Source organism: Streptomyces sp. NPDC058877, from assembly GCF_042742855.1.
Classification (GTDB): domain Bacteria; phylum Actinomycetota; class Actinomycetes; order Streptomycetales; family Streptomycetaceae; genus Streptomyces.
In genome coordinates, this window is the sequence record NZ_JBHYMF010000009.1 from 1 (window position 1) to 24,183 (window position 24,183).

The following is a 24,183-nucleotide window of genomic DNA, read 5'->3' on the forward strand; positions in this document are numbered from 1 at the left end:
GCAGTTCGGCTGACCGCTTCCCCTGCGAAGACCGGCGGGGCCGTCCCTCAGGCGGCCCCGCCGGTCAGTTCGAACCACACCACCTTGCCCACCTCCTGCTCCTCGACCCCCCAGGAGTCGGCGAGCGCCTGGACGAGGACGAGCCCCCTGCCGTGCGTACCGTCGTCGGCGGGCGGCACGCACGGGCGTTCCAGACCCGGCACGAAGTCACGGACCTCGACCCTCACCTGCTCGGGAACGACCGTCGCGGTCACGACGGCGCCGTGCTCGGTGTGGACCAGGGCATTGGTCACCAGTTCGCTGGTGAGCAGTTCGGCCACGTCGGAGTCACCCGGTCCGCCCCACTTCCGCAGCAGTTCGCGCAGGGCGTGCCGCACCTCCGGCACTGCGGTGAGATCCGCGCATCCCACCTTCCTGAGCAGTTGAGTCGGCTGTCGTGCCTCCCCGGCCATATCCCCCACCCATACGTCGCGTCGAACAGGCTCACGGGGATGCATGCCCCACATCACCGTACGCATTCATGAGGTGGTGGCTGAGGGTCAGGGCCTGGGCACGTTCCGCAGGTTCGAGCGGGCCATCTGCAGCATCCGTCCCACTCCCCCGTCCAGGACGATCTTGCTGGCGGAGAGCGCGAAGCCGGTCACCATGTCGGCGCTGATCTTCGGCGGAATGGAGAGCGCGTTGGGGTCGGTGACGACGTCGACCAGGGCCGGCCCCTTGTGTGCGAAGGCCCCCTTGAGGGCGCTCGCCAGTTGCTTGGGCTTCTCGACCCGGACTCCGTGGGCTCCGGCCGCGCGGGCGATGGCGGCGAAGTCCGGGTTCTTGTTGGTCGTCCCGTACGAGGGCAGGCCGGCGACCAGCATCTCCAGCTCGACCATGCCCAGCGAGGAGTTGTTGAAGACGACGACCTTCACGGGCAGGTCGTACTGGACGAGGGTCAGGAAGTCGCCCATCAGCATCGAGAAGCCGCCGTCTCCGGAGAGCGAAACGACCTGGCGGTTCCGGTCGGTGAACTGGGCGCCGATCGCCTGCGGCAGGGCGTTCGCCATGGAGCCGTGGCTGAACGAGCCGATGATCCTGCGCCGCCCGTTGGGCGAGAGGTAGCGGGCCGCCCAGACGTTGCACATGCCGGTGTCGACGGTGAACACCGCGTCCTCGTCGGCCAGCTCGTCGATGACCGAGGCGACGTACTCGGGATGGACGGGAACGTGCTTCTCGACCTTGCGGGTGTACGCCTTGACGACGCCCTCCAGCGCATCTGCGTGCTTCTTCAGCATCTTGTCGAGGAAGCGCCGGTCGGACTTGGCCCGGACCCGGGGCGTCACACAGCGCAGGGTCTCCCGGACGTCGCCCCAGACCGCCAGGTCGAGCCGGGAGCGGCGGCCGAGGTGCTCGGGCCGGACGTCCACCTGCACGATCTTGACGTCGTCGGGCAGGAAGGCGTTGTACGGGAAGTCGGTGCCGAGCAGGATCAACAGGTCGCACTCGTGGGTCGCCTCGTAGGCGGCTCCGTACCCGAGCAGGCCGCTCATGCCGACGTCGTACGGATTGTCGTACTGGATCCACTCCTTGCCCCGCAGGGCGTGGCCGACGGGAGCCTTGAGCCGCTCGGCGAACTGCATCACCTCGGCGTGCGCCCCGGCCGTGCCGCTGCCGCAGAAGAGCGTCACCCGGTCCGCGGCATCGATCATCCGTACGAGGGCGTCGATCTCGCCGTCCCCCGGGCGGACCGTGGGCCGGGAGGTGACGAGCGCGGTCTCCACCGTCTTCTCCGGTGCCGGCCGGGAGGCGATGTCACCGGGGAGCGAAACGACGCCGACACCACCGCGGCCGACGGCGTGCTGGATCGCCGTGTGGAGCAGCCGGGGCATCTGCGCCGGGTTGGAGATCAGTTCGCTGTAGTGGCTGCACTCGCGGAACAGCTGATCGGGATGGGTCTCTTGGAAGTACCCCAGGCCGATTTCGCCGGACGGAATGTGCGAGGCGAGGGCGAGGACCGGGGCCATGGAGCGGTGGGCGTCGTACAGCCCGTTGATGAGGTGCAGGTTGCCCGGGCCGCAGGAGCCCGCGCAGGCGGCGAGGCCGCCGGTGATCTGGGCCTCGGCGCCTGCGGCGAACGCGGCGGTCTCCTCGTGCCGCACCTGGATCCAGTCGAGCGCGGGGGTACGGCGGATCGCGTCGACGACCGGATTCAGGCTGTCGCCGACCACTCCGTACAGACGCCTGACGCCCGCCCGGACCAGGATGTCGACGAACTGTTCCGCCACGTTCTGTTTGGCCATGGCTCCATCAACACACGCCCCGGCTGATCACGCCTCCCAGACGGCCACCCCCGTACGGTCGTCGGCGTACCCCGTCACCCTCAGCTGGGTGTCGGCGAGGAAGGCGGCGAGGCCAGGTGGCTCGGCACCGGCCCAGCGGGTGGCGAGCTCCTGGGCGAGGGCCGGCTCGCCGCGCATCGGATCGGCGAGCCCGGGAGAGGCGAGGAGCAGGGTGTCGCCGGGCCGGGCGACCGAGGCCCGGAAGCGGAACGGCTCGGCGGGCGGCGGCACGGGCTCCTCGACGAGCGGTGGCGCGGTGGCGATGTCGAGGTCCACGGTGAGCCGGTCGCCGTCCCGGGTCGCCTCGGGGCCGGTCGGCGGGGAGTCGAGGGCGGGTGCGGGGGCGCCGGTGGCAGCGTTCGGTCCGGGCAGCAGCGGCTCCAGGTCCTGCCAGGAGCCGTCACGGAGCCGGAAGAGCCCCCCTCCACCGGTACCGAAGAAGACCCGGGTGCGGCACTCGGGATCGGCCGGGACGAGGAGGCACCGGAGGGTTGCGGTGTACTCGTCGGGGGCGAGGCCCCGGTCGACGGCACGGGCCCGCAGCTTGCCGCACGTGCGGTCGGTGAGCCGGTGCAGTCCCGACTTGAGGTCGCCGCGGCGACCGGACCTGATGTCCTCGGAGAGCCGGGCATGGCTGCGGCCGACGGCCTCGGCGATCCAGTGGCAGGCGTCGGCGGCAGCGAGGTGGGCGTTCTCTGCGGCGCGGGAACCGGCTGCGACGGCCACCAGGACGAGTGCGGTCCCGTCGTGCCCGAAGCGGGCGGTGAGGAGGGCGTCGCGGCGGGGTTCGCCGCGGTAGCGGGCGGAGTCTCCCCGCACGGAGGCGGCCCGCAGGGTGCAGGTGCCGTAGCGGGCGCCGTCGAGCACGGTGTCGGCGACCAACTGGGCGAGTTCGCCGGGGCGGGCAACCGGTAGGGCGGTGGGTTCGGCCTCGTACGTGGGCGGCCTGCTGCCGACGAAACCGGTTCTCGGCCGGGGCACGGACACGACCGCCGCGACGACGGGACCGGTGTCGGGCCCGGTGTCGGGCCCGGTGTCGGTCTCCGGTTCCTCGTCGACCGCCGGAAGCCCCGACATCTGGACCGTGGGTGCCCCGGCCGTCGGCGGCGGGGCCCCGGGGAAGGTGCGCGGACCCGCGTCGGGTGCTTCCCAGGGCGCCTTCCCCGGCACGACCGGTGGGGCGGCCGGGGATGGGGGCGCGGGCGGGGAGAGGGGCGCGGGCGGAGGCTGGGCGGCACCAGGCGCCGGCGGAGCGGACGGCGAGGGGGCGGGTGGTGGGACTGGGGGTGGGGTGACTGGGGGTGGGGTGGACGGCTGAGGTGGCGGCGTCGGATCCGGGGCGGGCTCGCGGTCGACTGCGCGGTCGGGGAGCCGTGTGACCCTGGGGTCACGGGCCGGTTCGGGAACCCGGACCGGCCCCGCCGCAGGGCTCTCGCCGGGCGTCCGGGCCGGCGGCCCAACGGTGGCGCGGGTCGCCGTGTCGAAGTGTTCGTCGAGCGTGTCGCCCGAGGCCGTCGGGGCCGTGTCCGGCACCGACGCGTCGTAGAGCTTGTCCCACCAGCTGTCCCCCTGCTGAGTCATGCCCTTATTGTCCACCGCGCACAGCGCCGGAAAACGGGACATCGGGAAAAGCGCTGCTGCAAACGGGTGGTCCGCCGGACGACCCCACCCCCCACGGGAAGGACGCCCGGCGGACCGGCGTGGTCAACGCACGTCGTCAGCGCGGACCACGGTCTGGGTGACGGAGTTGCCGTGCGCGTCCGTCGGTTCGGCCCCCGGGGTGACCTGCTCGCCCGTCTCACCCGCGTGGTTCACGGTGGCGGTCCAGCCGTCGCCCTGCTGGGGACCTGCGCTTCGGGCCGGCTCGTGCCCCCGTCGTGGGGGGGGACGAGAGCTTCGCCGAGGCGAGCGCCGCGGGAGCGTGACCCGCGTGTTCCGTCGCGGTCAGGCCGATGTGCTGGCCGTCGGTCGCGGCGAGGGTCCTGCGTCCGTCCTCCGGAAGGTCGTACCGGGGGAAGGGAATCGGGATGCCCTGAGAATAGACCTTGTCATCACGCCGTGAGGTGACTTTCCCTAGCTGATTGACGGACGTGGAGCGGTCCCACACCCTGCTGCCGATCTTCATGGAGTCCTGTCCCAGCGCGCTCCTGTCGGCTTCGGCAGGGGCCCCGGGGACGTCGTGGTGACGATCGGGGCGACGGCGGTGGCCGCCCCCGGGACCGTACGCGAAATCGGACGCATCGCTCTCCCCATCTGAATCCGGAAGGAAGGCGCAATCCGCCCTTCCGCGGAGGTCGTTGGTGCTGCGGTGGCGCCACATTGGCAGAGGTGAGGGAGGTACAGGGATGATGAGGGAGGCGGGAATGCGCCGTGGCCGTTTCCCGCCAGGTCACCAACGGAACGAATGGCTCCGGTGAGCGTCCCCAGAAGGTCCGGGGCCGGCCCGCCGGAGTGGGGCGAGGGGTGGGGCATCGATGCTGGGAGCGATAGGACTGGACGAGCTCCAGGAGTCCGCGTACCGCGCCCTGGTCGCGCTGGGCGCGGCCGAGGTCTCCGACCTCGCACACCGGCTCGCCCTGCCCGAGCAGGACACCGAGCGGGCGCTGCGCCGCCTCGAGGCACAGGGGCTCGCCGCCCAGTCCTCCTCCTGCACCGGCCGTTGGGTGGCGGCCCCGCCGGGAGTGGCGCTCGGTGCGCTCCTGACCCAACAGCGCCACGAGCTGGAGCAGGCCGAGCTGGCTGCAGCGCTGCTCGCCGAGGAGTACCGGGCGGAGGCGACGGAGGCGGCCGTGCACGACCTGGTGGAGGTGGTGACGGGCACCAGCGCGGTGACCCACCGTTTCCTCCAGCTCCAACTGGGCGCACAGGAAGAGGTGTGTGCGCTCGTGACGGGCAAGCCGATCGCCGTCTCCGGACTGGAGAACGACGCAGAAGAGCAAGCGGCCGGGCGCGGAGTGCGCTACCGGGTGGTGATCGAGCGCGAGGTGCTCACCCTGCCGTCGGGGCTCCTCGAACTCTCGGCGGCACTGAGCCGGGAGGAGAAGGTCCGGGTCGCGGACCGCGTTCCCACCAAGCTCGTCATCGCCGACCGGTCCTTGGCCATGGTGCCGCTGACCGGGCGGGGCGCGGAACCCTCGGCGATCGTCGTGCACGCGAGCGGGCTGCTGGAATCCCTGACGGGCCTGTTCGAATCGGTGTGGCGGGAGGCCCTGCCGCTACGGCTCGGCGCAGGTGCGCAGATCACCGAGGACGAGGCCCCGGGCCCGGACGTGATGGACCTGGAGATCCTGTCGCTGCTCCTGGCCGGCATGACGGACGCCAGCGTGGCGAAGCAGCTGGACCTGGGACTGCGGACGGTACAGCGCCGGGTCAAGGGACTGATGGAGCTGACGGGGGTCACGACCCGACTGCAGCTGGGTTGGCACGCGTACGAGAAGGGCTGGGTCGCCCGCGACTGAGCCCGGGGCGCGGGACCGGCGCTTCGAAGGGGCGCGGTCGGCCGGGTGGGAGGCGCCTCGGGGCGGACCTCCGGGCATCGAGCGTGCCCCCCGGGGCCGGCGGGCCCCGGGCCGGGAGAGCGGGTGCCCCGCCCCGGACCGTACCCCGTACGCCCTGCGCGACCTGCGGGGACCGGTGGCGTCGTGCAGGCTGGGCTGCGTGGGTGTGTGGCAGCTCCTGATGGTCGCGACAGTGATGCTGCTCGGCCTGTTCGGGGTGCTCGCGCCCGGCGTGCCGGGGACGTGGCTGGTGTGGGCGGCGATGCTCTGGTGGGCACTGCACGAGCGGACGGACCTCGCCTGGATCCTGCTGGCCTCCTCGACCGGCCTGCTCCTCCTCACCCAGGTGGTGGTCTGGCAGCTGCCGCCACGCCGCTTGCGGGGGGTCGGCATCACCCGGCGGATGGTGGCGTACGCCGGGGTCGGCGCCCTCCTGGGCTTCGTGCTGATTCCGGTGGTCGGCGCGATCCCCGGCTTCGTCGGCGGGGTCTACCTCTCGGAGCGGCTCCGCCTCGGCGGCCACGGCCAGGCCGGGGCGGCGACCCGGGCGGTGATGCGGGCGGCGGGCACCAGCGTGCTCGTCGAGCTGTTCGCCTGTCTGCTGATCGTGGGCGCCTGGGCGGGCGCGGTGATCTGGGGCTGAGCGCCCCCTCCCACCGGTCCGCCTCGTCATCGCTCCGTCCGGAGCCGGTCCCTCTCGTCACCGGTCCGTCCGGAGCCGACCTGCGTGATCCTGGACCCATGAGGGATTTCCAGGACTTCGACGAGACCGAACGCGCCTACCTCACGGACGGACGGCGGCTCGGCCGGTTGGCGACCGTCGACCCGTCCGGCCAGCCGCAGGCCAACCCCGTGGTCTTCTTCCCGCAGGACGACGGCACGGTCCTGGTGGGCGGCAGCGCGATGGGTCGGACGAAGAAGTGGCGCAACCTGCAGCAGAACCCGAAGGTGGCACTGGTGGTCGACGACCTCGTGAGCACCCGCCCCTGGCGCGTGCGGGGCGTGGAGATCCGCGGCGAGGCGGAGCTCCTCGTGGGTCCCCACGGGCTGGGCCCGTACTTCAGCGAGGAGGTGATCCGGATCCACCCGCGCCGGATCCACAGCTGGGGCCTGGAGGGCTACCTCCCCCAGGGGTCCGCGCCCAGGTAGCGCGCCGCGTACGAGCGCCACGGCCGACACTCCTCGCCCCCGGCCCCGGCCACCAGCGGCACGTCCGGGTCGCCGAGGGCCCGCATTCTGATCAGGGCGACGTTCCCGGCGGTCACACCGGGAACGGTGGCCAGGGCACGCACGGCTTCTTCGCGGTCCGCACCGGGGTCGAGGCGTACGGATCCGTCGACGAGGGCCCGGGCCAACGGTCCTGCAACGGGATGGTCGGTGAGGGCGGCCGGTTCGGGGAAGACATGGGTGAGGGCACCGCAGGCGACGGCCAGCGGGGTGCCGAGTCGCTCGACGACCCGGGCCGCCTCTTCGGCTCCGAGGACGACCCGCAACGCGAACTCCTCGGGCTCGGCCGTGCCCGGGGAGCGGACCCCGGGCCTGGCGGCCACCTCGGCGACGAGCCCGGGGGCGGCACCGAGGCGCTCGGCGACCGCGTACGGGTCAGCATCCAGGTCGAAGAGGCGGCGCAGCCGGTGCACCGCGGTGGTGAGGTCGCGCAGCTCGGTGAGGTGGATGCGGGCCTCCAGCCAGCGGCCGGCGGAGCGCTCGTCGACGGAGACGACACCGGTGCCGTACGGGAGACGGAGCGTGCGCCGGTAGGTGCGGGTGCCGGGCTCGCCGACGACTTCCTCCACCCGGGGCACGGCCTCGGCGGCGAGCAGGTCGAAGACCTCCCCGGCGGCGTACGGCCCGCGGTGGGCCAGCCGTAGCGGCACTCCGGCGGCGAGCGCGGTGCGGGCTCCCGCACCGCTGCCCGCCTCCGCCCGCAGGGCCGTGGGGGTGCGGGCGTAGACGGTGCGGATCGTCTCGTTGAACTGGCGGACGCTGGCGAAGCCGGCGGCGAAGGCGATCTCGGTGACGGGCAGCCCGGTGGTCTGCAGCAGCAGGCGCGCGGTGTGTGCCCGCTGGGCGCGGGCGAGCGCGACGGGCCCAGCCCCCAGTTCGGCGGTGAGCTGGCGCTGGACCTGCCGGGTGCTGTAGCCGAGGCGTCCGGCGAGTCCGGGCACGCCCTCGCGGTCGACGACTCCGTCGCCGATCATCCGCATGGCGCGCCCGACGACATCGGCCCGCGCGTTCCACTCGGCCGAGCCGGGCACGGCGTCCGGCCGACAACGGCGACAGGCGCGGAAGCCGTGCCCCTGGGCGGCTGCTGCCGTGGGGTAGAACGACACGTTCTGCCGCTTCGGGGTGACGGCGGGGCAGCTGGGACGGCAGTAGATCCCGGTGGTCCGGACGGCGAAGAAGAACTCTCCGTCGAACCGCGCGTCCCTGCTGCTGACCGCCTCGTAGCGGGTGTCGTCGTCCCTCATGGCTCCCAGTGTGCGGGACCCGCACCCACCCGCCTCGCGGTTTTCGGACATCACGCTGCGGGCGGGTACGGCGCCACGGCGCTAGCGGATCCGACCCTGCCGCTTGAACTCCATGGCCGCACGGCCCCCCGCGCCGATCCGCTTCCACTCCTTGAGCATTTCGGAGCGCACCCGGGCATCGGTCTTGGCCACGATCCGGCGGTTCTCCCGGATCAGCTTGCGGTAGCTTTCCAGGCGGCGCGCGGGCAGCGCCCCCTCCTCGATCGCCGCCGCCACCGCGCAACCTGGCTCCGCGTCGTGCGCGCAGTCGTGGAAGCGGCAGTCCCCCGCCAGTTCCTCGATCTCGGAGAAGACCTGGCCGACGCCGGCTTCGGCGTCCCAGAGACCTACCCCGCGCAGCCCGGGGGTGTCGATGAGGACGCCCCCTCCGGGGAGGACGAAGAGATTGCGGGTGGTCGTCGTGTGACGCCCCTTGCCGTCGACGTCACGGGCCGCCTGCACGGTCATGATCTCTTCGCCGACGAGCGTGTTGGCCAGGGTCGACTTGCCCGCACCGGAGACTCCGAGGAGCACGGTCGTGCCCCCCGCGACCGTCGCGGCCAGCACGTCGAGCCCTTCGCCGGTGGTGCAGCTGACGGGCAGCACCTGCACGCCGGGCGCGACCGTTTCCACGTCCTCGACGAGGTAGGACAGTCCGACCGGGTCGGGCACCAGGTCGGCCTTGCTCAGGACGACGGTCGGCTGGGCACCGGACTCCCAGGCCAGGGCGAGGAAGCGTTCGATCCGGCCGAGGTCGAGCTCGACGGCCAGGGAGACCGTGATGACGGCGTGGTCGACGTTGGCGGCGAGGACTTGGCCCTCGGACCGCTTGGAGGAGGTGGAACGCGCGAAGGCCGTACGGCGCGGCAGACAGGCCCGGACGTAGCGGGGATCGCCGGCATCGACCGGATCGACGGCGGCCCAGTCTCCGGTGCAGATGACCCGCAGCGGGTCGTGCGGGGTCACGAAGGCCGTGTCGGCACGGACCAGGCCCTCGACGGTGGCGATGTCGCACTGACCGCGGTCGACCCGTACGACCCGGCCGGGAAGGAGACCCCGACCGGCGTACGGCTCGAAGTCAACGGCCCAGCGCTCGTCCCAACCGTAGGGAGCAAGCGGGTGACGACCGTCGGAAGCAGAAGACGGACGGAACGAAGCGTGGAACAAGGGGAAACCCTTCGAAGGGTGGCCCCGGCAGCGCGCTCCGAGCGCGCGGATCGAGTGGGTGTCAGCCGGAGACCACAGGGGTGGGAACGATGAACTCCTGAATGCGGGCAGAGCCCGTCACCGTGACAGTCATCAATGTCCTCACCTCCTGCTTCTTCTCAACGAGCCAACACCGTGCCCTGGACAGCGGCACAGCCGCGCCCTGGAACGAGCAGAACCATAGCCCCGCCCCCGGACACGGCACCACCGATTAAATCCGAGAGCCACCCACCGACGCTCCGCGGCAGACGAACCGGCCTTACGCCGCAAGTCGCACGACGTCCTGCACATCCCGGAAGACCGCCGGGCACGCCCGGAGCCGCCTTGACGGCCATGTCCGCTCAAGACGGACGCGTCGGCCATGACGTCCAAGGCCGACAAGTCCACGTGGCGGGGTGAGAACGCCTCCGTGACGAAGGAGTTCGTCACCAAGACGGCCAAGGAGTTCGGCGACGCCGTCACCGAGGCCGAATCCGTACGCGACCTCCTCCAGGACGCGCACCAGTTGCTCAAGTCCGCACAGGACGATCTGAAGGCCACGTACGACAACCCGCCGCCGGGCATCACCATCTACCCCAACGGCGTCCTCAGCCACCGGGTCCACCCCGACCGGCGCCCGGCGAACAGCACCGAACCCGTCGCCACCGAAGCACAGTTCGACGCGCTGCGGGACAAGATCGAAGGCATCCTGCAGCGCGCGGCCGAGGCCGACGAACTGTGCGCCTGGGGCCTGCGCTCACTCATCAAGAACCACCCGAACGACTTCGGCAGTACCGACATCGGCGGTGTCGCCGACGCGAAGAAGCTGCGCGAGGAGGAGAAGCAGCAGACCGAGAACGGCCGCGAGGCGGCCAAGCTGTACGCCCGCTGGGAGCACCTCGACGACAAAGACCGCGAGCGGCTGCTCACCCTCGTCGAGGGCGGCAAGAACTCGCCCGCGTTCTCCGCCGAGATGATGACGAACCTCAGCTACAACGGCCGCGACGGCCAGGAAGCGGTCCTCCTGCTCGCCGGCAGCCTCGAGCACGGCGGCCGCGACGGCTCGGTCTCGGCCACCGACGCCCGCCTCTACAAGGCCCTGTCCGGCACCCTCGCCACCGCTACCGGGCCCGACTCGCCGATCGGCTCCCCGGGTGGCATGACTTCGGCGTGGACGGACCGACTCATCGGCCTTGCCCGCGACGGCAACGGCCTGCCCAACCAGCACCCGGGTCAGCTGTCGGGCGGTGCGGCGGGGCTGAACGCGCTGACGAAGCTGATGGCCGCGGACTCTGGCAGCGACGAGGTGTACGACCCGAACAAGGGTCCCAAGGAGAAGTCCTCGCCCTGGAAAAGGACGAGGGTGACCCGGTGTTCAGCGAGGCCTTCCTGACGGAGGTCGGCGACACCATCCGGGAGTGGGAGACCCACACTGACGATCCGTACGACGGCTACATGAAGAACTGGCAGGGCACGCGGGAGGACCCGATGAAGGGCCTTCTGAACGCCATGAGCCGCAACCCGTCCGCATCCACCCACTACTTCGACCCGAACACCACGGATAACCTGAAGTACTTCATGGATGACCGGAAATGGCCCGGTGGCGACGTCGAGAGCAGGATGCCGGCGGAGACCCAGTACACCTCGGCCCGCGCCGAGTTCGGCCTCGCACTGGAGGCCGCTGCCACCGGCCGCGTGCCCGGTTCGCCGTTGCACCCGGTGCCGGCGCATCACGACGGCGCCGAGACCGCGATCTTCAATCGGGTGATGGGCGAGTACACCAAGGAACTGCACTCGAACCAGAGCGCCATCCCCGTCACCATGCGCCTGCCGATGGCCGACATGATCGCCGACTACGGCTCCGACGTGCACCAGATCCTCGGCAAGCAGATGGACGGCCCGACCGACTTCAACCAGCTGACGATCGACCGCGGCGACCTCACCCGGATCATCCGCTCCACGGCGGAGGACCCCGACGCCTACAAGATCATCCACGCTTCACAGAGCGTGGTCATCGGTGAGGGCCTCAACCACTTCCCGGCGGAGTCCTTCCGCGAGAAGGACGAGGAACTGCGGGCCTGGGTCAAGCAGTCGGCATCGGCGCTCGGGCACCTCGACGGTGTGCGCGGCGACGTCATCTACGACATGGGGCAGGCGGAGAAGGACGCCAACAACTGGAACAAGATGGTCAACTACCACGTCGTCGGCGGACTGCTGACCCCCATCCCGGTCGTCGGCGACGGGGTCCAGCGTACGGTGGACTGGGCTCTGAGCGGGGCCCTGAACAACGACAACGCCAAGTTCGACGCCGCGACTCGTGAAAACATGATCAAGCATTACGACGAGGGCCAGCAGGAGATGTACCGCCTGTTGCGCGGGATGGCGATGAAGCGCGGGCTCACGCCGCAGGAACTGGACGCGAGCCCTGGTGAGTACGAGGACGGCCTCCAGTCGACCACCCAGCAGTGGTACGCGTACGGCATGGGGGAAGCGGACAAGGCGATGGGACAGTGATCGATGGACAAGAAGTGGCTGCCGCTGACCGTCGTACTCGGCGTCGCCGGGGTGGCCGTCGTGACGGCGAGCCTCTGGCCTGACGGGGAGAAGCCGCCACTGCCGCAGACCCTGTGTCACGGGGCGCTCAGCCGCCAGACGGCGGAACTGATCGACGACGGCAAGGGCGGCGAGGTCAGCACGGAGGAGTGGGAAAGCCCGGGCAAGGGCGACCTCAAGGTGTTCAAGGGATGCGGCGTGATGCGCGCCAACCCCGACAACGACTACTCCCGGGGCACCTTCAACCTGATCATCCAGGACGAGCTGCATGACTCAGGCCCCAGGAAGGACTCCGTCCCCCTCGGCCCCGGCTTCAAGGGTTGGGTGCGCCCCGACGAGGCCGAGGCGGTGCTGCCCGCCGGCTGCGCCGCCCGCATGGGCTCGACCGCCCCGTACATCGTGGTGACGCTGATCAGGCCCTCGAAAAAAGAGGAAGAGGAAGAGAAGAAACTCGTCGACCGGGATACGGCGATTCGGAACAACGCGGCCGTTGTGCGCGAAGCTGCGGTCAATATCGCCAAGAAATACGGCTGCGAAGCGTAGGACCAGCGTCAGTGGAGGCAGTCGTCGCTCACCGACCCCCGCTGCACGTCGCCACGATGGGTGGAAGCGCACTCCTTGCCATCCGATGGGGACGCCCTGATCGTTCTGGTCGGCGCGCCGACTCCGGTGACTGGCCTGAAGAACGAGGAGGCCGCAGCATGCTCAACCACTACCCCGAGGGCCAGAAGCAGATGTACGCCATGCTGCGTCAGATGGCGATGGAACGAAAGCTCCAGCCCTCGGAGCTGGACGCCAGCCCCGGTGAGTACGAGGGCGGCCTCCAGCCGACGGCCCAGCAGTGGTATCAGAACGGGATCAAGGACGCCGACATGAAGATGGGCGAGCGCTACTGATGGACAGGAAGCGGCTGCCGCTGACCGTCGTGCTCGGCGTCGCCGGGGTGGCCGTCGTGACGGCGAGCCTCTGGCCTGACGAGAAGAAGCCGCCACTGCCGCAGACCCTGTGTTACGGGGCGCTCAGCCGGAAGACGGATCGGGGCGTCCGGCGCTTCCCGCAGGGGGCTCCTCCTTCGGGGGCCGGTCGTCGGAAGGGCTGCCGTGTGCCTCAGTCCTTGTCCCAGCCCGAGTGGAGGCGGGACTTCACGTCGTCCGGCGGGAGGAACTTGGACCAGCGCTCGGGGAACTCGGAGGGCATGTCCGGGTCGTCCTCGTCGACGTCCTCCTCCTCGGCACGCACGCGGGCGACCAGTTCGGCGGCCTGGACGGCGCGGGCCCGCTCGTTGGCCTCGCGGGCGGCGGCCGTGGCGACGGAGGGCCAGACGCGGTCGATCGCGGCGTTCACGGCGGCGCCGACGAGGACAGCGAAGGCCGAGATGCCGATCCAGAGGAGAACGGCGATGGGGGCGGCGAGCGAGCCGTAGATGGTCGGCCCCTCGACCTGACTGGTGAGGTAGATCCGCAGCAGGAAGCTGCCGAGCACCCACATGCCGAGCGCGACGAGGGCGCCGGGGATGTCCTCGATCCAGGGCGACCTGACGGGGACGGACACGTGGTAGAGCGTCGTGAGGAAGGCGACGGAGAGCAGGATGACGGCGGGCCAGTAGAGGACGGCGACGAGCTCGGTGCCCCAGGGGACGAGCTCGACGACGCGGTCGGGGCCGACGACCGCGAGCGGCAGCACGACGGCGCCGATGACGAGGGCCACGATGTAGAGGAGGAAGGCCAGGAGCCGGGTCTTCACGATGCCGCGGTGGCCGTCGAGCCCGTACATGACGGTGATGGTGTCGATGAAGACGTTCACCGCCCGCGATCCGGACCAGAGGGCGATGGCGAAGCCGAGGGAGATGAGCTCGGGGCGTTTGCCCTGGGTGACGTCGTCCAGGAGCGGTTTGGCGATGTCGTGGACGCCTCGGTCGGAGAGGACCGTTCCGGCAGCGTGGAGGATGTTCTCCTGGATGCTGGCGACGGTGTCCGTGTTGGTCCAGTCGTCGGCGTACCCGAGGAGGGCGATGAGGCCGAGCAGCAGCGGCGGCAGGGACAGCAGCGTGAAGAAGGCCGCCTCGGCGGCGAGGCCGAGGATCCGGTACTCGATGCACGAATTGACGGTGTCCTTGAGCAGCAGCCAGCCCATCTTCCGCTTGGAGACGTTGCGGTAGAGGACGCGCGCACGGTGGAGCCTGCTCCACGGGCGCCGCTCGGGCCGATCGGGTGTTTCTCTTGCTGCCTGCACCTGCTTACCGTATCGGCATGGCAGCGAGCACCCACACCGTGACCAATCAGGTCCCGCCCCTGGTCGGGTACGACGTCTTCACGAGCGACCGGGCGCTGAGCGAGGCCGTCGAGCGGCACCTCGCCCCGGACCTCCTCCCCGAGGTGCGCGAGGAACTGGGGGTGCTGGGACGGGCGACCGGATCGGCGCAGCTGCGGGAGTGGGGCGAGCAGGCGAACGAGAACCCGCCCCGATTGCGGACCCATGACCGGTACGGCCGGCGGATCGACGAGGTGGAGTTCCATCCGGCCTGGCACCGGCTCCTGGGGCGTTCCGTGGCGGCCGGGCTCACCCATGCGTGGGACAGGCCGGGGGGACACGTGCGGCGCGCGGCCGGTTTCCTGGTGGCCTCGCAGGCGGAGGCCGGGCACGGCTGTCCGCTGTCGATGACGCACGCCGCGGTGCCCGCGCTGCGCGCCGAGCCGGAGCTCGCGGCGGTGTGGGAGCCGGCGGCCGTTTCCCACGTGTACGCGCGGGAGCTCCGCCCGGTGGCGGAGAAGCCCGGGGCGCTGCTCGGCATGGCGATGACGGAGAAGCAGGGCGGCAGTGACGTCCGGGCGAACAGGACGGAGGCCCGTCCGCTGGCGGTCGACGGCGAGTACGTCCTGACCGGGCACAAGTGGTTCTGTTCGGCGCCGATGTCGGACGCCTTCCTGGTCCTCGCACAGGCTCCGGCGGGGCTCACCTGTTTCCTGGTGCCCCGGGTGCTCGCGGACGGCTCGCGCAACGCCTTCGCGATCCAGCGTTTGAAGGACAAGTTGGGCAATCGGTCGAACGCCTCTGCGGAGGTGGAGTTCGACGGCACGACCTGGGCCCGTCGCATCGGCGAGGAGGGGCGCGGGATCGGGACGATCATGGGCATGGTGGCGGCGACCCGGCTCGACTGCGTCCTCGGCTCGGCGGCGCTGATGCGGCAGGCGGTGGCGCAGGCCGTCCACCACTGCACGCATCGGAGCGCCTTCGGCGGGCCGCTCGTCGAGAAGCCCCTGATGCGGAACGTACTGGCCGATCTGGCGCTGGAATCGGAGGCGGCGACCGTGCTCGGGCTGCGGCTCGCAGCGGCGTACGACGCCGGTACGGAGGAGGAGCGGGCGCTGTTGCGGCTCGCGGTGCCGGCGGCGAAGTACTGGGTGACGAAGCGGTGCACTCCGGTGGTGGCGGAGGCGCTCGAATGCCTGGGGGGCAACGGCTACGTGGAGGAGTCGGGAATGCCCCGACTGCTGCGGGAGTCGCCGCTCAACTCGGTCTGGGAGGGCTCGGGGAACGTGCAGGCCCTGGACGTGGTGCGGGTGCTGCGGACCGAGCCCGCCGCACTCGATGCGGTGCTGCGGGAGGTCGGGGCGGCGCGGGGCGCGGACCACCGTCTGGACCGGGCGATCCGGGGGATGCTCGTCGAGCTGGCCGATCTGGAGGGCATCGAGGCGCGGGCCCGACGGCTGACGGAGCGGCTGGCGCTGGTGCTCCAGGGCGCGCTGCTCGTGCGGTGGGCTCCGCCGGAGGTTGCGGACGCGTTCTGTGCGGCACGGCTCGGTGGGGACGGTGGTGCGGCGCTCGGGACGCTCCCGCACACGCTGGACCTGCGGTCCCTGGTGGAGAGGGCGCGGGCGGAGGTCTGAGGGGGGCTTACGGAGGCGCGGGGCCGCGCGTGCCAGGGGTGGACCCGAGGGGTGTGTCACATCGATCGGGTCGGCACGCGCGGAAAAGCGGGGGTGGTGCTGCGCCGACACGGCACCACCCGCCGCTTCGGCCCACCTTCCCGCAGGGAGTCGGTCGGCCGCCAGAGTTGCAAAGGGTTGCAGGATTGCCCGAACCGGGCTTCGTCGGACGGTCACGGACGGCACGATGGGCACCGACACTCCGGGCATCTGCCCCGTGCAGAACCGATACAGCACCCCGGGTGGCTGGGAGAGACCGATGAAGAACACGCAGCTCGACATGGGGCGGCTCGCCGCCATGGACGCCGCCCGGGCCGACCGGCTGCTGCGCCGGGTGCGCGAAGAGACCCTGGCGGGCCGGAGACCGCCGATCGCGCCCCGCCCGGTGATCAACGCGTCCTGGCAGCGCATGGCGCGGCTCGGCCTGGACCCGGACAAGGGCACGGACACCGTGCTGCTCCAGCGGGAGGAACTGGAGGAGCGCCGCAGGAACACGGTGCTCTCCGAGGTGATGCAGACGCTGAGCGGGGGGCTCGCGGGCATCGCCGACGCCTCCTTGCAGATCATGGTGATCACCGATGAGCAGGGCCGGGTGCTGTGGCGCCAGGGGAACCTCTCGGTCCTGCGGAAGGCGAACGGCATCTGCCTGGAGGAGGGCGCGGCCTGGACCGAGCGCGCCACCGGAACGAACGCGGTCGGCACCGCGCTCGCGATGGACCGGGCGGTACGGGTGCACTCCGCCGAGCACTACGTGCAGGCCCTGCACCGCTGGACCTGCGCCGCCGCCCCCCTGCACGATCCGCGCGATCAACGGCTGCTGGGGATCCTGGACGTCAGCGGCCCCGCGTCCAGCTTCCACCCGGCGATGCTGGCGCTGGTCGACTCGGTGGCCCGGCTCGCCGAGGCCGAGATGCGGGAGCGGCACCACCGGTCGATCGAGCGGCTGCGGGCGGTGGCCGCTCCGATCCTGTGCCGGGTGGGCGGTCGGGCGATCGCGGTGGATCCGCACGGTTGGACGGCGGCGGTGACGGGGCTCGCGCCGGCAGAGCGGATCCCGCTGCCCAAGTCGTTCCGGGCCGGCCGGGTCTGGCTGCCCTCGCTCGGCGTGTGCGCGGTGGAGCCGTTGCCGGGCGGTTGGCTGCTGCGGGTCGAGGAGGAGCACCTTCCCGAAGGGTCGGAAGCGGCGACGAGCCGGGTGGTGCTGGACCTCAGCCGTCCGCGCCGCTGGACGGTGGCCGTCTCGGGGGCGGCGGGCAGCTGGCAGCAGGAGCTCAGCCCCCGGCACGCCGAACTGCTCTACGCACTGGCGCTGCACCGGGACGGTCGGACGGCGGCGGAGCTGGCGGAGGACGTCTTCGGGGACCGGACGAGGACGGTGACCGTACGGGCGGAGATGTCCCGGGTGCGGCGGAACCTGGCGGGGGTCCTGGCACACCGCCCGTACCGCTTCCGGGAAGAAATCGCGGTGGAGGTCCTCGGCCCGGAGCACCCCGAGGACCTGCTCCCCCACTCGACGGCCCCGGCGGTCCGGGCGGGAACCGCGCCGGGTTAGGCCGCCGGGGCGCACCGACGGTTCCCGACCGGGCGGAGCGGAACGTCCCGAGGGGTACGGGCCGAGGGGGGAAGGACGGTGCGGGGCGCACCGGCGGCTCCGGCCGGGCCGCCTCGGGGACGGAGCAGACCTGTCCACCATGTGGACAGCCGTCTCCGAAGGGTTCCCGCGCTGCACCCCGCCCTGGGAATTGGACGCTCCGCATGATGCGATGGCCCCATGAGCATCACTCTCACCACCTGGTCCCTCGAACAGACCTCACCGTCCGACCTCCGTCCGGCCACCCCGCCGGAGGGCGACGACGTGGCCGTCCGGCGCGCAGAGGTGCCCTCGGCCGAGTTCAGTCGCTTCCTCTACACGGCGGTCGGCGGCGACATCCGCTGGAACGACCGGCTCTCGCTGACGTACAAGCAGTGGCAGGAGATCGTGGAGAAGCCGGGGGCCGAGATCTGGGTGGCGTACGACAAGGGCACGCCGGCCGGGTACGTGGAGCTGGACCCCCAGGACGACGGCGTGGTGGAGATCGTCTACTTCGGGCTGATCCCGGCCTTCCGGGGCCGGCGGATCGGGGGGCACCTCCTGTCCTACGGAGCGGCACGCGCCTGGGACCTGGCCGAGCGTTGGCCGGGGCGGGAGGCGACGAAGCGGGTCTGGCTGCACACCTGCTCGCTCGACGGCCCGCACGCCATGGCCAACTACGAGCGGCGCGGCTTCCGCCTCTTCGACACCAAGGTGGAAGAGGTGGCGGAGAGCGAGACCCCCGGCCCCTGGCCCGGCGCCCACGTCTGAACCTCGCGTCCGCACCGCATGCGGCCGCACGCCCGAGCCGCACGCCGATCCACAGCAAGGGGCCCGCACAGGGCCCCTTTTGCGTGACCTGGAGCACATCGTCTCATAGAACGAGACTAGTACGTCCGAATTATGGACGTTGCTGGACTGGGTCCAAAGTCCCGTGACACGCTTCCGTCATGCCTGGAACTGGAATTGCCTTGGTGAGTCGGCGGCACGTCGACCTCGGCCGCATGTCCAGCGCCATCTGTTCGGCGCGCTGAGAGAACCAGCACCGCCGCAACCCCTTTCTGCCTCACCCTGCTGCGCACTGACGCGCCACCCTCTGACCTGAGCGCGAGTGTGCAGGTCAGAGCCGCCCTCTCGCAGTCCCGAAGGACAAAACGCCATGGCCGCCACCCCGGAAAACCCCACTCCCGCCACCGCCCGCCGCAAGGCCGGGCGGCACCGCGGCGAGGGCCAGTGGGCCGTGGGGCACTTCACCCCCCTGAACGGCAATGAGCAGTTCAAGAAGGACGACGACGGTCTCAATGTGCGGACACGTATTGAGACGGTCTACTCGAAGCGCGGCTTCGACTCCATCGACCCCAACGACCTGCGCGGGCGCATGCGCTGGTGGGGCCTCTACACCCAGCGCAAGCAGGGGCTGGACGGCACCAAGACCGGAGTCCTGGAGCCGGAGGAGCTGGACGACGAGTACTTCATGCTCCGCGTCCGCATCGACGGCGGCCGACTGACCACCGAACAGCTCCGGGTCATCGGTGAGATCTCCGAGGAGTTCGCCCGCGGCACCGCCGACATCACGGACCGGCAGAACGTCCAGTACCACTGGATCCGGATCGAGGACGTCCCCGAGATCTGGAACCGGCTGGAGGCCGTCGGCCTGTCCACCACCGAGGCCTGCGGCGACACCCCGCGCGTCATCCTCGGCTCCCCCGTGGCCGGCATCGCCGCGGACGAGATCATCGACGGCACTCCCGCCATCGAGGAGATCTACCGGCGGATCGTCGGCAACAAGGACTTCTCCAACCTGCCCCGCAAGTTCAAGTCCGCGGTCTCCGGCTCGCCGCTCCTGGACGTGGCGCACGAGATCAACGACATCGCCTTCGTCGGCGTGGAGCACCCCGAGCACGGCCCCGGCTTCGACGTGTGGGTCGGCGGCGGCCTCTCCACCAATCCCAAGCTCGGCGTCCGCCTCGGCACCTGGGTCTCGCTGGACGAGGTGCCCGACGTCTACGAGGGCGTCATCTCGATCTTCCGCGACTACGGCTACCGCCGGCTGCGCAACCGCGCCCGCCTGAAGTTCCTGGTCGCCGACTGGGGCCCGGAGAAGTTCCGCCGGGTCCTGGAGGACGAGTACCTGAAGCGGAAGCTCAGCGACGGCCCCGCCCCCGAGCAGCCCGCGGGCCGCTGGCGCGACCACGTCGGCGTCCACCGCCAGAAGGACGGCCGCTTCTACGTCGGCTTCGCCCCGCGCGTCGGCCGCGTCGACGGCGCCACCCTGACGAAGATCGCCGGGATCGCCGAGGCGCACGGCTCCGGCCGGGTCCGCACCACCGCGGAGCAGAAGATGCTCGTCCTCGACGTCGAAGAGGCGCAGGTCGAGTCGATCGTCGCCGCCCTGGAGGCGCTGGACCTGCGCGTCACTCCCTCGCCCTTCCGTCGCGGCACGATGGCCTGCACCGGCATCGAGTTCTGCAAGCTCGCGATCGTCGAGACGAAGGGCCGCGGCTCCTCGCTCATCGACGAACTGGAGCGCCGGATCCCGGAGTTCGACGAGCCGCTGACGATCAACATCAACGGCTGCCCGAACGCCTGCGCCCGGATCCAGGTGGCGGACATCGGTCTCAAGGGTCAGCTGGTCCTGGACGACGCGGGCAACCGCGTCGAGGGCTACCAGGTGCACCTGGGAGGCGCACTCGGACTGGAGGCCGGCTTCGGCCGCAAGGTCCGCGGTCTCAAGGTCACGGCGGCCGAGCTCCCGGACTACGTGGAGCGGGTCCTCAAGCGCTTCCAAGCGGAGCGCGAGAACGGCGAGCGGTTCGCGACCTGGGCGGCCCGTGCTTCCGAGGAGGCGCTGTCGTGACCACCACGGACGAGACGAGGAGTGCGGCATGAGCGAGCGTGCGGCCCCCTTCTTCTGCCCCTACTGCGGGGACGAGGACCTGCGTCCGAACGAGCAGGGTCACGGCGCCTGGGAATGCGCCGCGTGCAGTCGAGCCTTCCAGCTGAAGTTCCTGGGGCTCCTCGCCCCGACGACTTCGGGAACGACCCCTGGGAGGGAAGAAACATGACGATCGATCAGGACGTCACCACGGCCGACCTCAAGGCACTCGCCGAACGGGCCGGCCGTGAGCTGGAGGACGCCTCCGCGCTGGAGATCCTCCGCTGGGCCGTGGACACCTTCGGCGACCGATTCTGCGTCACCTCCTCCATGGAGGACGCGGTGGTCGCGCACCTCGCCTCGCGCGTCAAGCCCGGCGTGGACGTCGTCTTCCTCGACACGGGCTACCACTTCGAGGAGACCATCGGCACCCGCGACGCCGTGGACGCCGTCATGGACGTCAAGGTCATCACCCTGACCCCCCGTCAGACCGTGGCCGAGCAGGACGCCGAGTACGGTCCGAAGCTGCACGACCGGGACCCCGACCGGTGCTGCGCACTGCGGAAGGTGAAGCCCCTGGAGGAGGGCCTCACCGCGTACGGCGCATGGGCCACCGGTCTGCGCCGCGACGAGTCCCCGACCCGGGCGAACACCCCGGTCGTCGGCTGGGACGAGAAGCGCCAGAAGGTCAAGGTCTCCCCCATCGCCCGCTGGACCCAGGACGACGTCGACGCCTACGTGACGGAGCACGGCGTCCTCACCAACCCCCTCCTCATGGACGGGTACGCCTCCGTCGGATGCGCTCCGTGCACCCGACGCGTCCTGGAGGGCGAGGACGCCCGCGCCGGACGCTGGGCGGGACGCGCCAAGACCGAATGCGGGCTGCACGGCTGATGACCACCACCGACACCACCACCCAGGAGAACCACGTGACCGGTGCCACCATCTGGCTCACGGGCCTGCCGAGTGCCGGCAAGACCACGATCGCCCACGAGCTGGCGGGCCGACTGCGCGACGAGGACCACCGGGTCGAGATCCTGGACGGCGACGAGATCCGCGAGTTCCTGTCAGCGGGCCTCGGCTTCGACCGCGCGGACCGGCACACCAACGTGCAGCGCATCGGCTTCGTCGCCGAACTGCTCGCCTCGCACGGCGTGAAGGTCCTCGTCCCGGTCATCGCCCCGTACGCCGACAGCCGCGAGGCGGTCCGCAAGCGCCACCAGACCGAAGGCACCGCCTTCCTGGAGGTGCACGTCGCCACCCCGGTCGAGGTCTGCTCCGTCCGCGACGTCAAGGGCCTCTACGCCAAGCAGGCCGCCGGCGAGATCAGCGGTCTGACCGGGGTCGACGACCCGTACGAGGTGCCCGAGACGCCCGATCTGCGGATCGAGTCCCAGAACCAGACCGTGCAGGAGTCCGCGTCGCAGCTCCACGCGCTGCTCACCGAGAGGGGTCTGCTGTGACCACCGTTGCCCATGCTCACGACACCACGGACAGTCCGTTCGCGCTGTCGCACCTCGACGCGATCGAGTCCGAGGCGGTCCACATCTTCCGCGAGGTGGCGGGCGAGTTCGAGCGGCCGGTGATCCTGTTCTCCGGCGGCAAGGACTCCATCGTCATGCTGCACCTGGCGTTGAAGGCGTTCGCCCCGGCACCGGTCCCCTTCACGCTCCTGCACGTCGACACCGGGCACAACTTCCCCGAGGTCATCGAGTACCGCGACCGCGTGGTGGCCCGGCACGGGCTGCGACTGCACGTCGCCTCGGTGCAGGAGTACATCGACGCCGGCAAGCTCCGCGAACGCCCGGACGGCACCCGCAACCCGCTGCAGACGGTCCCGCTGACCGAAGCGATCCAACGACACCGCTTCGACGCGGTCTTCGGCGGCGGACGCCGCGACGAGGAGAAGGCCCGCGCCAAGGAACGGGTGTTCAGCCTCCGCGACGAGTTCTCCCAGTGGGACCCGCGCCGCCAGCGCCCCGAACTGTGGCAGCTCTACAACGGCCGGCACGCCCCCGGCGAACACGTCCGCGTCTTCCCGCTGTCCAACTGGACCGAGCTGGACGTGTGGCAGTACATCCAGCGCGAGGAGATCGAACTCCCGCAGATCTACTTCGCCCACGAGCGCGAGGTGTTCGCCCGCAACGGCATGTGGCTCACCGCCGGCGAGTGGGGCGGCCCGAAGGACACCGAGACCGTGCAGAAGCGGCTCGTCCGCTACCGCACCGTCGGCGACATGTCCTGCACCGGCGCCGTCGACTCCGACGCCACCACGCTGGACGCCGTCATCGCCGAGATCGCCGCCTCCCGACTCACCGAGCGGGGCGCCACCCGCGCCGACGACAAGCTGTCCGAGGCCGCCATGGAAGACCGCAAGCGCGAAGGGTACTTCTAACCATGAGCACGTCCACCGAGCAGCTGTCCGAACAGCTGGCGGCCACCACCCTGCTGCGCTTCGCCACCGCGGGCTCCGTCGACGACGGCAAGTCGACCCTGGTGGGCCGGCTGCTCCACGACTCCAAGTCGGTCCTCACCGACCAGCTGGAGGCCGTCGAGCACGCCTCGCGCTCCCGCGGCCAGGAGGCACCCGACCTGGCCCTCCTCACCGACGGCCTGCGGGCCGAACGCGAGCAGGGCATCACCATCGACGTCGCCTACCGCTACTTCGCCACCACCCGGCGCCGCTTCATCCTGGCCGACACCCCCGGACACGTGCAGTACACCCGCAACATGGTCACCGGCGCCTCCACCGCCGACCTGGCCCTGGTCCTGGTCGACGCCCGCAACGGCGTCGTCGAGCAGACCCGCCGCCACGCGGCCGTCGCCGCCCTGCTGCGCGTCCCGCACGTGGTGCTCGCCGTGAACAAGATGGACCTGGTCGACTACCAGGAGTCGGTCTTCGCCTCGATCGCCGAGGAGTTCACCACGTACGCCTCCGAGCTCGGGGTCCCGGAGATCACCGCGATCCCCATCTCTGCGCTCGCCGGTGACAACGTCGTGGAACCGTCCGCCCACATGGACTGGTACGGCGGCCCGACCGTCCTGGAGCACCTGGAGACCGTCCCGGTCAGCCACGACCTGACGGCCTGCCACGCGCGCTTCCCGGTGCAGTACGTGATCCGTCCGCAGACCGCCGAGCACCCCGATTACCGGGGCTACGCCGGTCAGATCGCCGCCGGTGCCTTCCGCGTCGGCGAGCAGATCACCGTCCTGCCCTCCGGCAAGACCTCCACGATCACCGCGATCGACGCGCTCGGCGAGTCCGTGGACATCGCCTGGGCCCCGCAGTCCGTGACGATCAGGCTCGCGGACGACATCGACATCTCGCGCGGCGACCTGCTCGCGCCGAGCGGTGACGCCCCCACCGCCAGCCAGGACGTCGAGGCGACGGTCTGCCACGTGGCGGACCAGCCGCTCGTCGTCGGCCAGCGGGTCCTGCTCAAGCACACCACGCGCACCGTCAAGGCGATCGTGAAGGACATCCCTTCGCGGCTGACCCTGGACGACCTCTCCCAGCACCCGAACCCCGGTCAGCTGGTCGCCAACGACATCGGCCGCGTGCGGGTGCGCACCGCCGAGCCGCTCGCGGTCGACGCGTACGCGGACTCCCGCCGCACCGGTTCGTTCCTGCTGATCGACCCGGCGGACGGCACGACGCTCGCGGCCGGCATGGCGGGCGAGTCCTTCGCCACGACCAAGGCCGTCGCCGCCGTGGACGAAGAAGAGGGCTGGGACTTCTGATGTCG

Annotated in this window: 23 protein-coding genes; 17 read left to right on the plus strand and 6 right to left on the minus strand. The window is 71.1% G+C overall.

The features are described 5' to 3' along the window. Window positions 1-47 precede the first annotated feature (47 nt). From ACFW2Y_RS03775 to ACFW2Y_RS03785, 3 genes are read right to left on the minus strand one after another with little or no spacing between them, the layout of a single operon-like run. Window positions 48-497, minus strand: coding sequence for an ATP-binding protein (locus ACFW2Y_RS03775; RefSeq protein ID WP_384873027.1), 450 nt, complete (start codon window positions 495-497; stop codon window positions 48-50). Window positions 498-539: 42 nt separating this feature from the next. Next, window positions 540-2,282: a pyruvate dehydrogenase gene (locus tag ACFW2Y_RS03780; RefSeq protein WP_384873030.1), complete on the minus strand. Its 1,743-nt coding sequence runs from the start codon at window positions 2,280-2,282 to the stop codon at window positions 540-542. Window positions 2,283-2,309: 27 nt separating this feature from the next. Continuing rightward, window positions 2,310-3,902 (minus strand): protein phosphatase 2C domain-containing protein, encoded by a 1,593-nt coding sequence (locus ACFW2Y_RS03785; protein ID WP_384873032.1) that lies wholly within the window; start codon window positions 3,900-3,902, stop codon window positions 2,310-2,312. A gap of 893 nt (window positions 3,903-4,795) precedes the next feature. Here ACFW2Y_RS03785 and ACFW2Y_RS03790 point away from each other — a divergent pair. The 3 genes from ACFW2Y_RS03790 to ACFW2Y_RS03800 all read left to right on the plus strand — a co-directional run bounded on the left by ACFW2Y_RS03790 (window position 4,796) and on the right by ACFW2Y_RS03800 (window position 6,967). Then, window positions 4,796-5,779: a helix-turn-helix domain-containing protein gene (locus ACFW2Y_RS03790; RefSeq protein ID WP_384873035.1), complete on the plus strand. Its 984-nt coding sequence runs from the start codon at window positions 4,796-4,798 to the stop codon at window positions 5,777-5,779. Between the two features lie 199 nt (window positions 5,780-5,978). Continuing rightward, the gene (locus ACFW2Y_RS03795) at window positions 5,979-6,461 is read left to right on the plus strand and encodes a DUF456 domain-containing protein (RefSeq protein ID WP_384873038.1); all 483 of its coding nucleotides are present in this window, start codon (window positions 5,979-5,981) and stop codon (window positions 6,459-6,461) included. A gap of 98 nt (window positions 6,462-6,559) precedes the next feature. Then, a complete protein-coding gene (locus ACFW2Y_RS03800) occupies window positions 6,560-6,967 on the plus strand; it encodes a PPOX class F420-dependent oxidoreductase (RefSeq protein ID WP_384873040.1) in 408 nt (135 codons plus the stop codon). On the opposite strand, the gene ACFW2Y_RS03805 is transcribed toward ACFW2Y_RS03800, so the two are convergent. Continuing rightward, on the minus strand, window positions 6,937-8,289 hold the full coding sequence (locus ACFW2Y_RS03805) for a bifunctional transcriptional activator/DNA repair enzyme AdaA (RefSeq protein WP_384873043.1): 1,353 nt from the start codon (window positions 8,287-8,289) through the stop codon (window positions 6,937-6,939). The two genes, ACFW2Y_RS03800 and ACFW2Y_RS03805, sit on opposite strands and share 31 nt — an antisense overlap. An 81-nt stretch (window positions 8,290-8,370) precedes the next feature. Next, on the minus strand, window positions 8,371-9,495 hold the full coding sequence (gene rsgA, locus ACFW2Y_RS03810; protein ID WP_384873045.1) for a ribosome small subunit-dependent GTPase A: 1,125 nt from the start codon (window positions 9,493-9,495) through the stop codon (window positions 8,371-8,373). Between the two features lie 400 nt (window positions 9,496-9,895). Between rsgA and ACFW2Y_RS03815 the strand changes: the two genes are divergently transcribed. The 4 genes from ACFW2Y_RS03815 (at window position 9,896) to ACFW2Y_RS03830 (ending at window position 12,962) form a co-directional block, all read left to right on the plus strand. Next, complete coding sequence (locus ACFW2Y_RS03815; protein WP_384873047.1) at window positions 9,896-10,906, plus strand: hypothetical protein; 1,011 nt, start codon at window positions 9,896-9,898, stop codon at window positions 10,904-10,906. After that, window positions 10,885-12,027, plus strand: coding sequence for a DUF6571 family protein (locus ACFW2Y_RS03820; protein WP_384873050.1), 1,143 nt, complete (start codon window positions 10,885-10,887; stop codon window positions 12,025-12,027). Before ACFW2Y_RS03815 ends, ACFW2Y_RS03820 begins: the two co-directional genes overlap by 22 nt. A 3-nt stretch (window positions 12,028-12,030) precedes the next feature. Then, a complete protein-coding gene (locus ACFW2Y_RS03825) occupies window positions 12,031-12,609 on the plus strand; it encodes a hypothetical protein (RefSeq protein WP_384873053.1) in 579 nt (192 codons plus the stop codon). 158 nt (window positions 12,610-12,767) lie between these two features. Beyond that, on the plus strand, window positions 12,768-12,962 hold the full coding sequence (locus tag ACFW2Y_RS03830; RefSeq protein WP_384873055.1) for a hypothetical protein: 195 nt from the start codon (window positions 12,768-12,770) through the stop codon (window positions 12,960-12,962). Window positions 12,963-13,173: 211 nt separating this feature from the next. Here ACFW2Y_RS03830 and ACFW2Y_RS03835 read toward each other — a convergent pair whose 3' ends face one another. Further along, the gene (locus ACFW2Y_RS03835) at window positions 13,174-14,298 is read right to left on the minus strand and encodes a YihY/virulence factor BrkB family protein (protein ID WP_384873058.1); all 1,125 of its coding nucleotides are present in this window, start codon (window positions 14,296-14,298) and stop codon (window positions 13,174-13,176) included. A 17-nt stretch (window positions 14,299-14,315) separates the two neighbouring features. On the opposite strand from ACFW2Y_RS03835, the gene ACFW2Y_RS03840 reads away from it, so the two are divergent. The 10 genes from ACFW2Y_RS03840 to ACFW2Y_RS03885 all read left to right on the plus strand — a co-directional run bounded on the left by ACFW2Y_RS03840 (window position 14,316) and on the right by ACFW2Y_RS03885 (window position 24,178). Further along, window positions 14,316-15,953 (plus strand): acyl-CoA dehydrogenase family protein, encoded by a 1,638-nt coding sequence (locus tag ACFW2Y_RS03840; protein ID WP_384873061.1) that lies wholly within the window; start codon window positions 14,316-14,318, stop codon window positions 15,951-15,953. Between the two features lie 298 nt (window positions 15,954-16,251). Next, window positions 16,252-17,544 (plus strand): GAF domain-containing protein, encoded by a 1,293-nt coding sequence (locus tag ACFW2Y_RS03845; protein WP_384873064.1) that lies wholly within the window; start codon window positions 16,252-16,254, stop codon window positions 17,542-17,544. Between the two features lie 219 nt (window positions 17,545-17,763). Next, window positions 17,764-18,333 (plus strand): GNAT family N-acetyltransferase, encoded by a 570-nt coding sequence (locus tag ACFW2Y_RS03850; RefSeq protein WP_384873067.1) that lies wholly within the window; start codon window positions 17,764-17,766, stop codon window positions 18,331-18,333. 179 nt (window positions 18,334-18,512) lie between these two features. After that, window positions 18,513-18,596: a putative leader peptide gene (locus ACFW2Y_RS03855; RefSeq protein ID WP_356067285.1), complete on the plus strand. Its 84-nt coding sequence runs from the start codon at window positions 18,513-18,515 to the stop codon at window positions 18,594-18,596. A 125-nt stretch (window positions 18,597-18,721) separates the two neighbouring features. Next, on the plus strand, window positions 18,722-20,419 hold the full coding sequence (locus ACFW2Y_RS03860) for a nitrite/sulfite reductase (protein WP_384873069.1): 1,698 nt from the start codon (window positions 18,722-18,724) through the stop codon (window positions 20,417-20,419). Window positions 20,420-20,447: 28 nt separating this feature from the next. After that, window positions 20,448-20,627 (plus strand): hypothetical protein, encoded by a 180-nt coding sequence (locus tag ACFW2Y_RS03865; RefSeq protein WP_384873072.1) that lies wholly within the window; start codon window positions 20,448-20,450, stop codon window positions 20,625-20,627. Then, window positions 20,624-21,331 carry a phosphoadenylyl-sulfate reductase gene (locus ACFW2Y_RS03870; RefSeq protein WP_384873074.1) on the plus strand — a complete coding sequence of 236 codons (708 nt, stop codon included), beginning with the start codon at window positions 20,624-20,626 and terminating at the stop codon, window positions 21,329-21,331. Before ACFW2Y_RS03865 ends, ACFW2Y_RS03870 begins: the two co-directional genes overlap by 4 nt. Then, the gene (gene cysC, locus ACFW2Y_RS03875; protein WP_384873077.1) at window positions 21,331-21,900 is read left to right on the plus strand and encodes an adenylyl-sulfate kinase; all 570 of its coding nucleotides are present in this window, start codon (window positions 21,331-21,333) and stop codon (window positions 21,898-21,900) included. Before ACFW2Y_RS03870 ends, cysC begins: the two co-directional genes overlap by 1 nt. Beyond that, window positions 21,897-22,832 (plus strand): sulfate adenylyltransferase subunit CysD, encoded by a 936-nt coding sequence (cysD, locus tag ACFW2Y_RS03880; RefSeq protein ID WP_384873080.1) that lies wholly within the window; start codon window positions 21,897-21,899, stop codon window positions 22,830-22,832. The genes cysC and cysD overlap by 4 nt, the downstream gene beginning before the upstream one ends. 2 nt (window positions 22,833-22,834) lie before the next feature. Then, a complete protein-coding gene (locus ACFW2Y_RS03885) occupies window positions 22,835-24,178 on the plus strand; it encodes a sulfate adenylyltransferase subunit 1 (protein ID WP_384873083.1) in 1,344 nt (447 codons plus the stop codon). Window positions 24,179-24,183 lie beyond the last annotated feature (5 nt).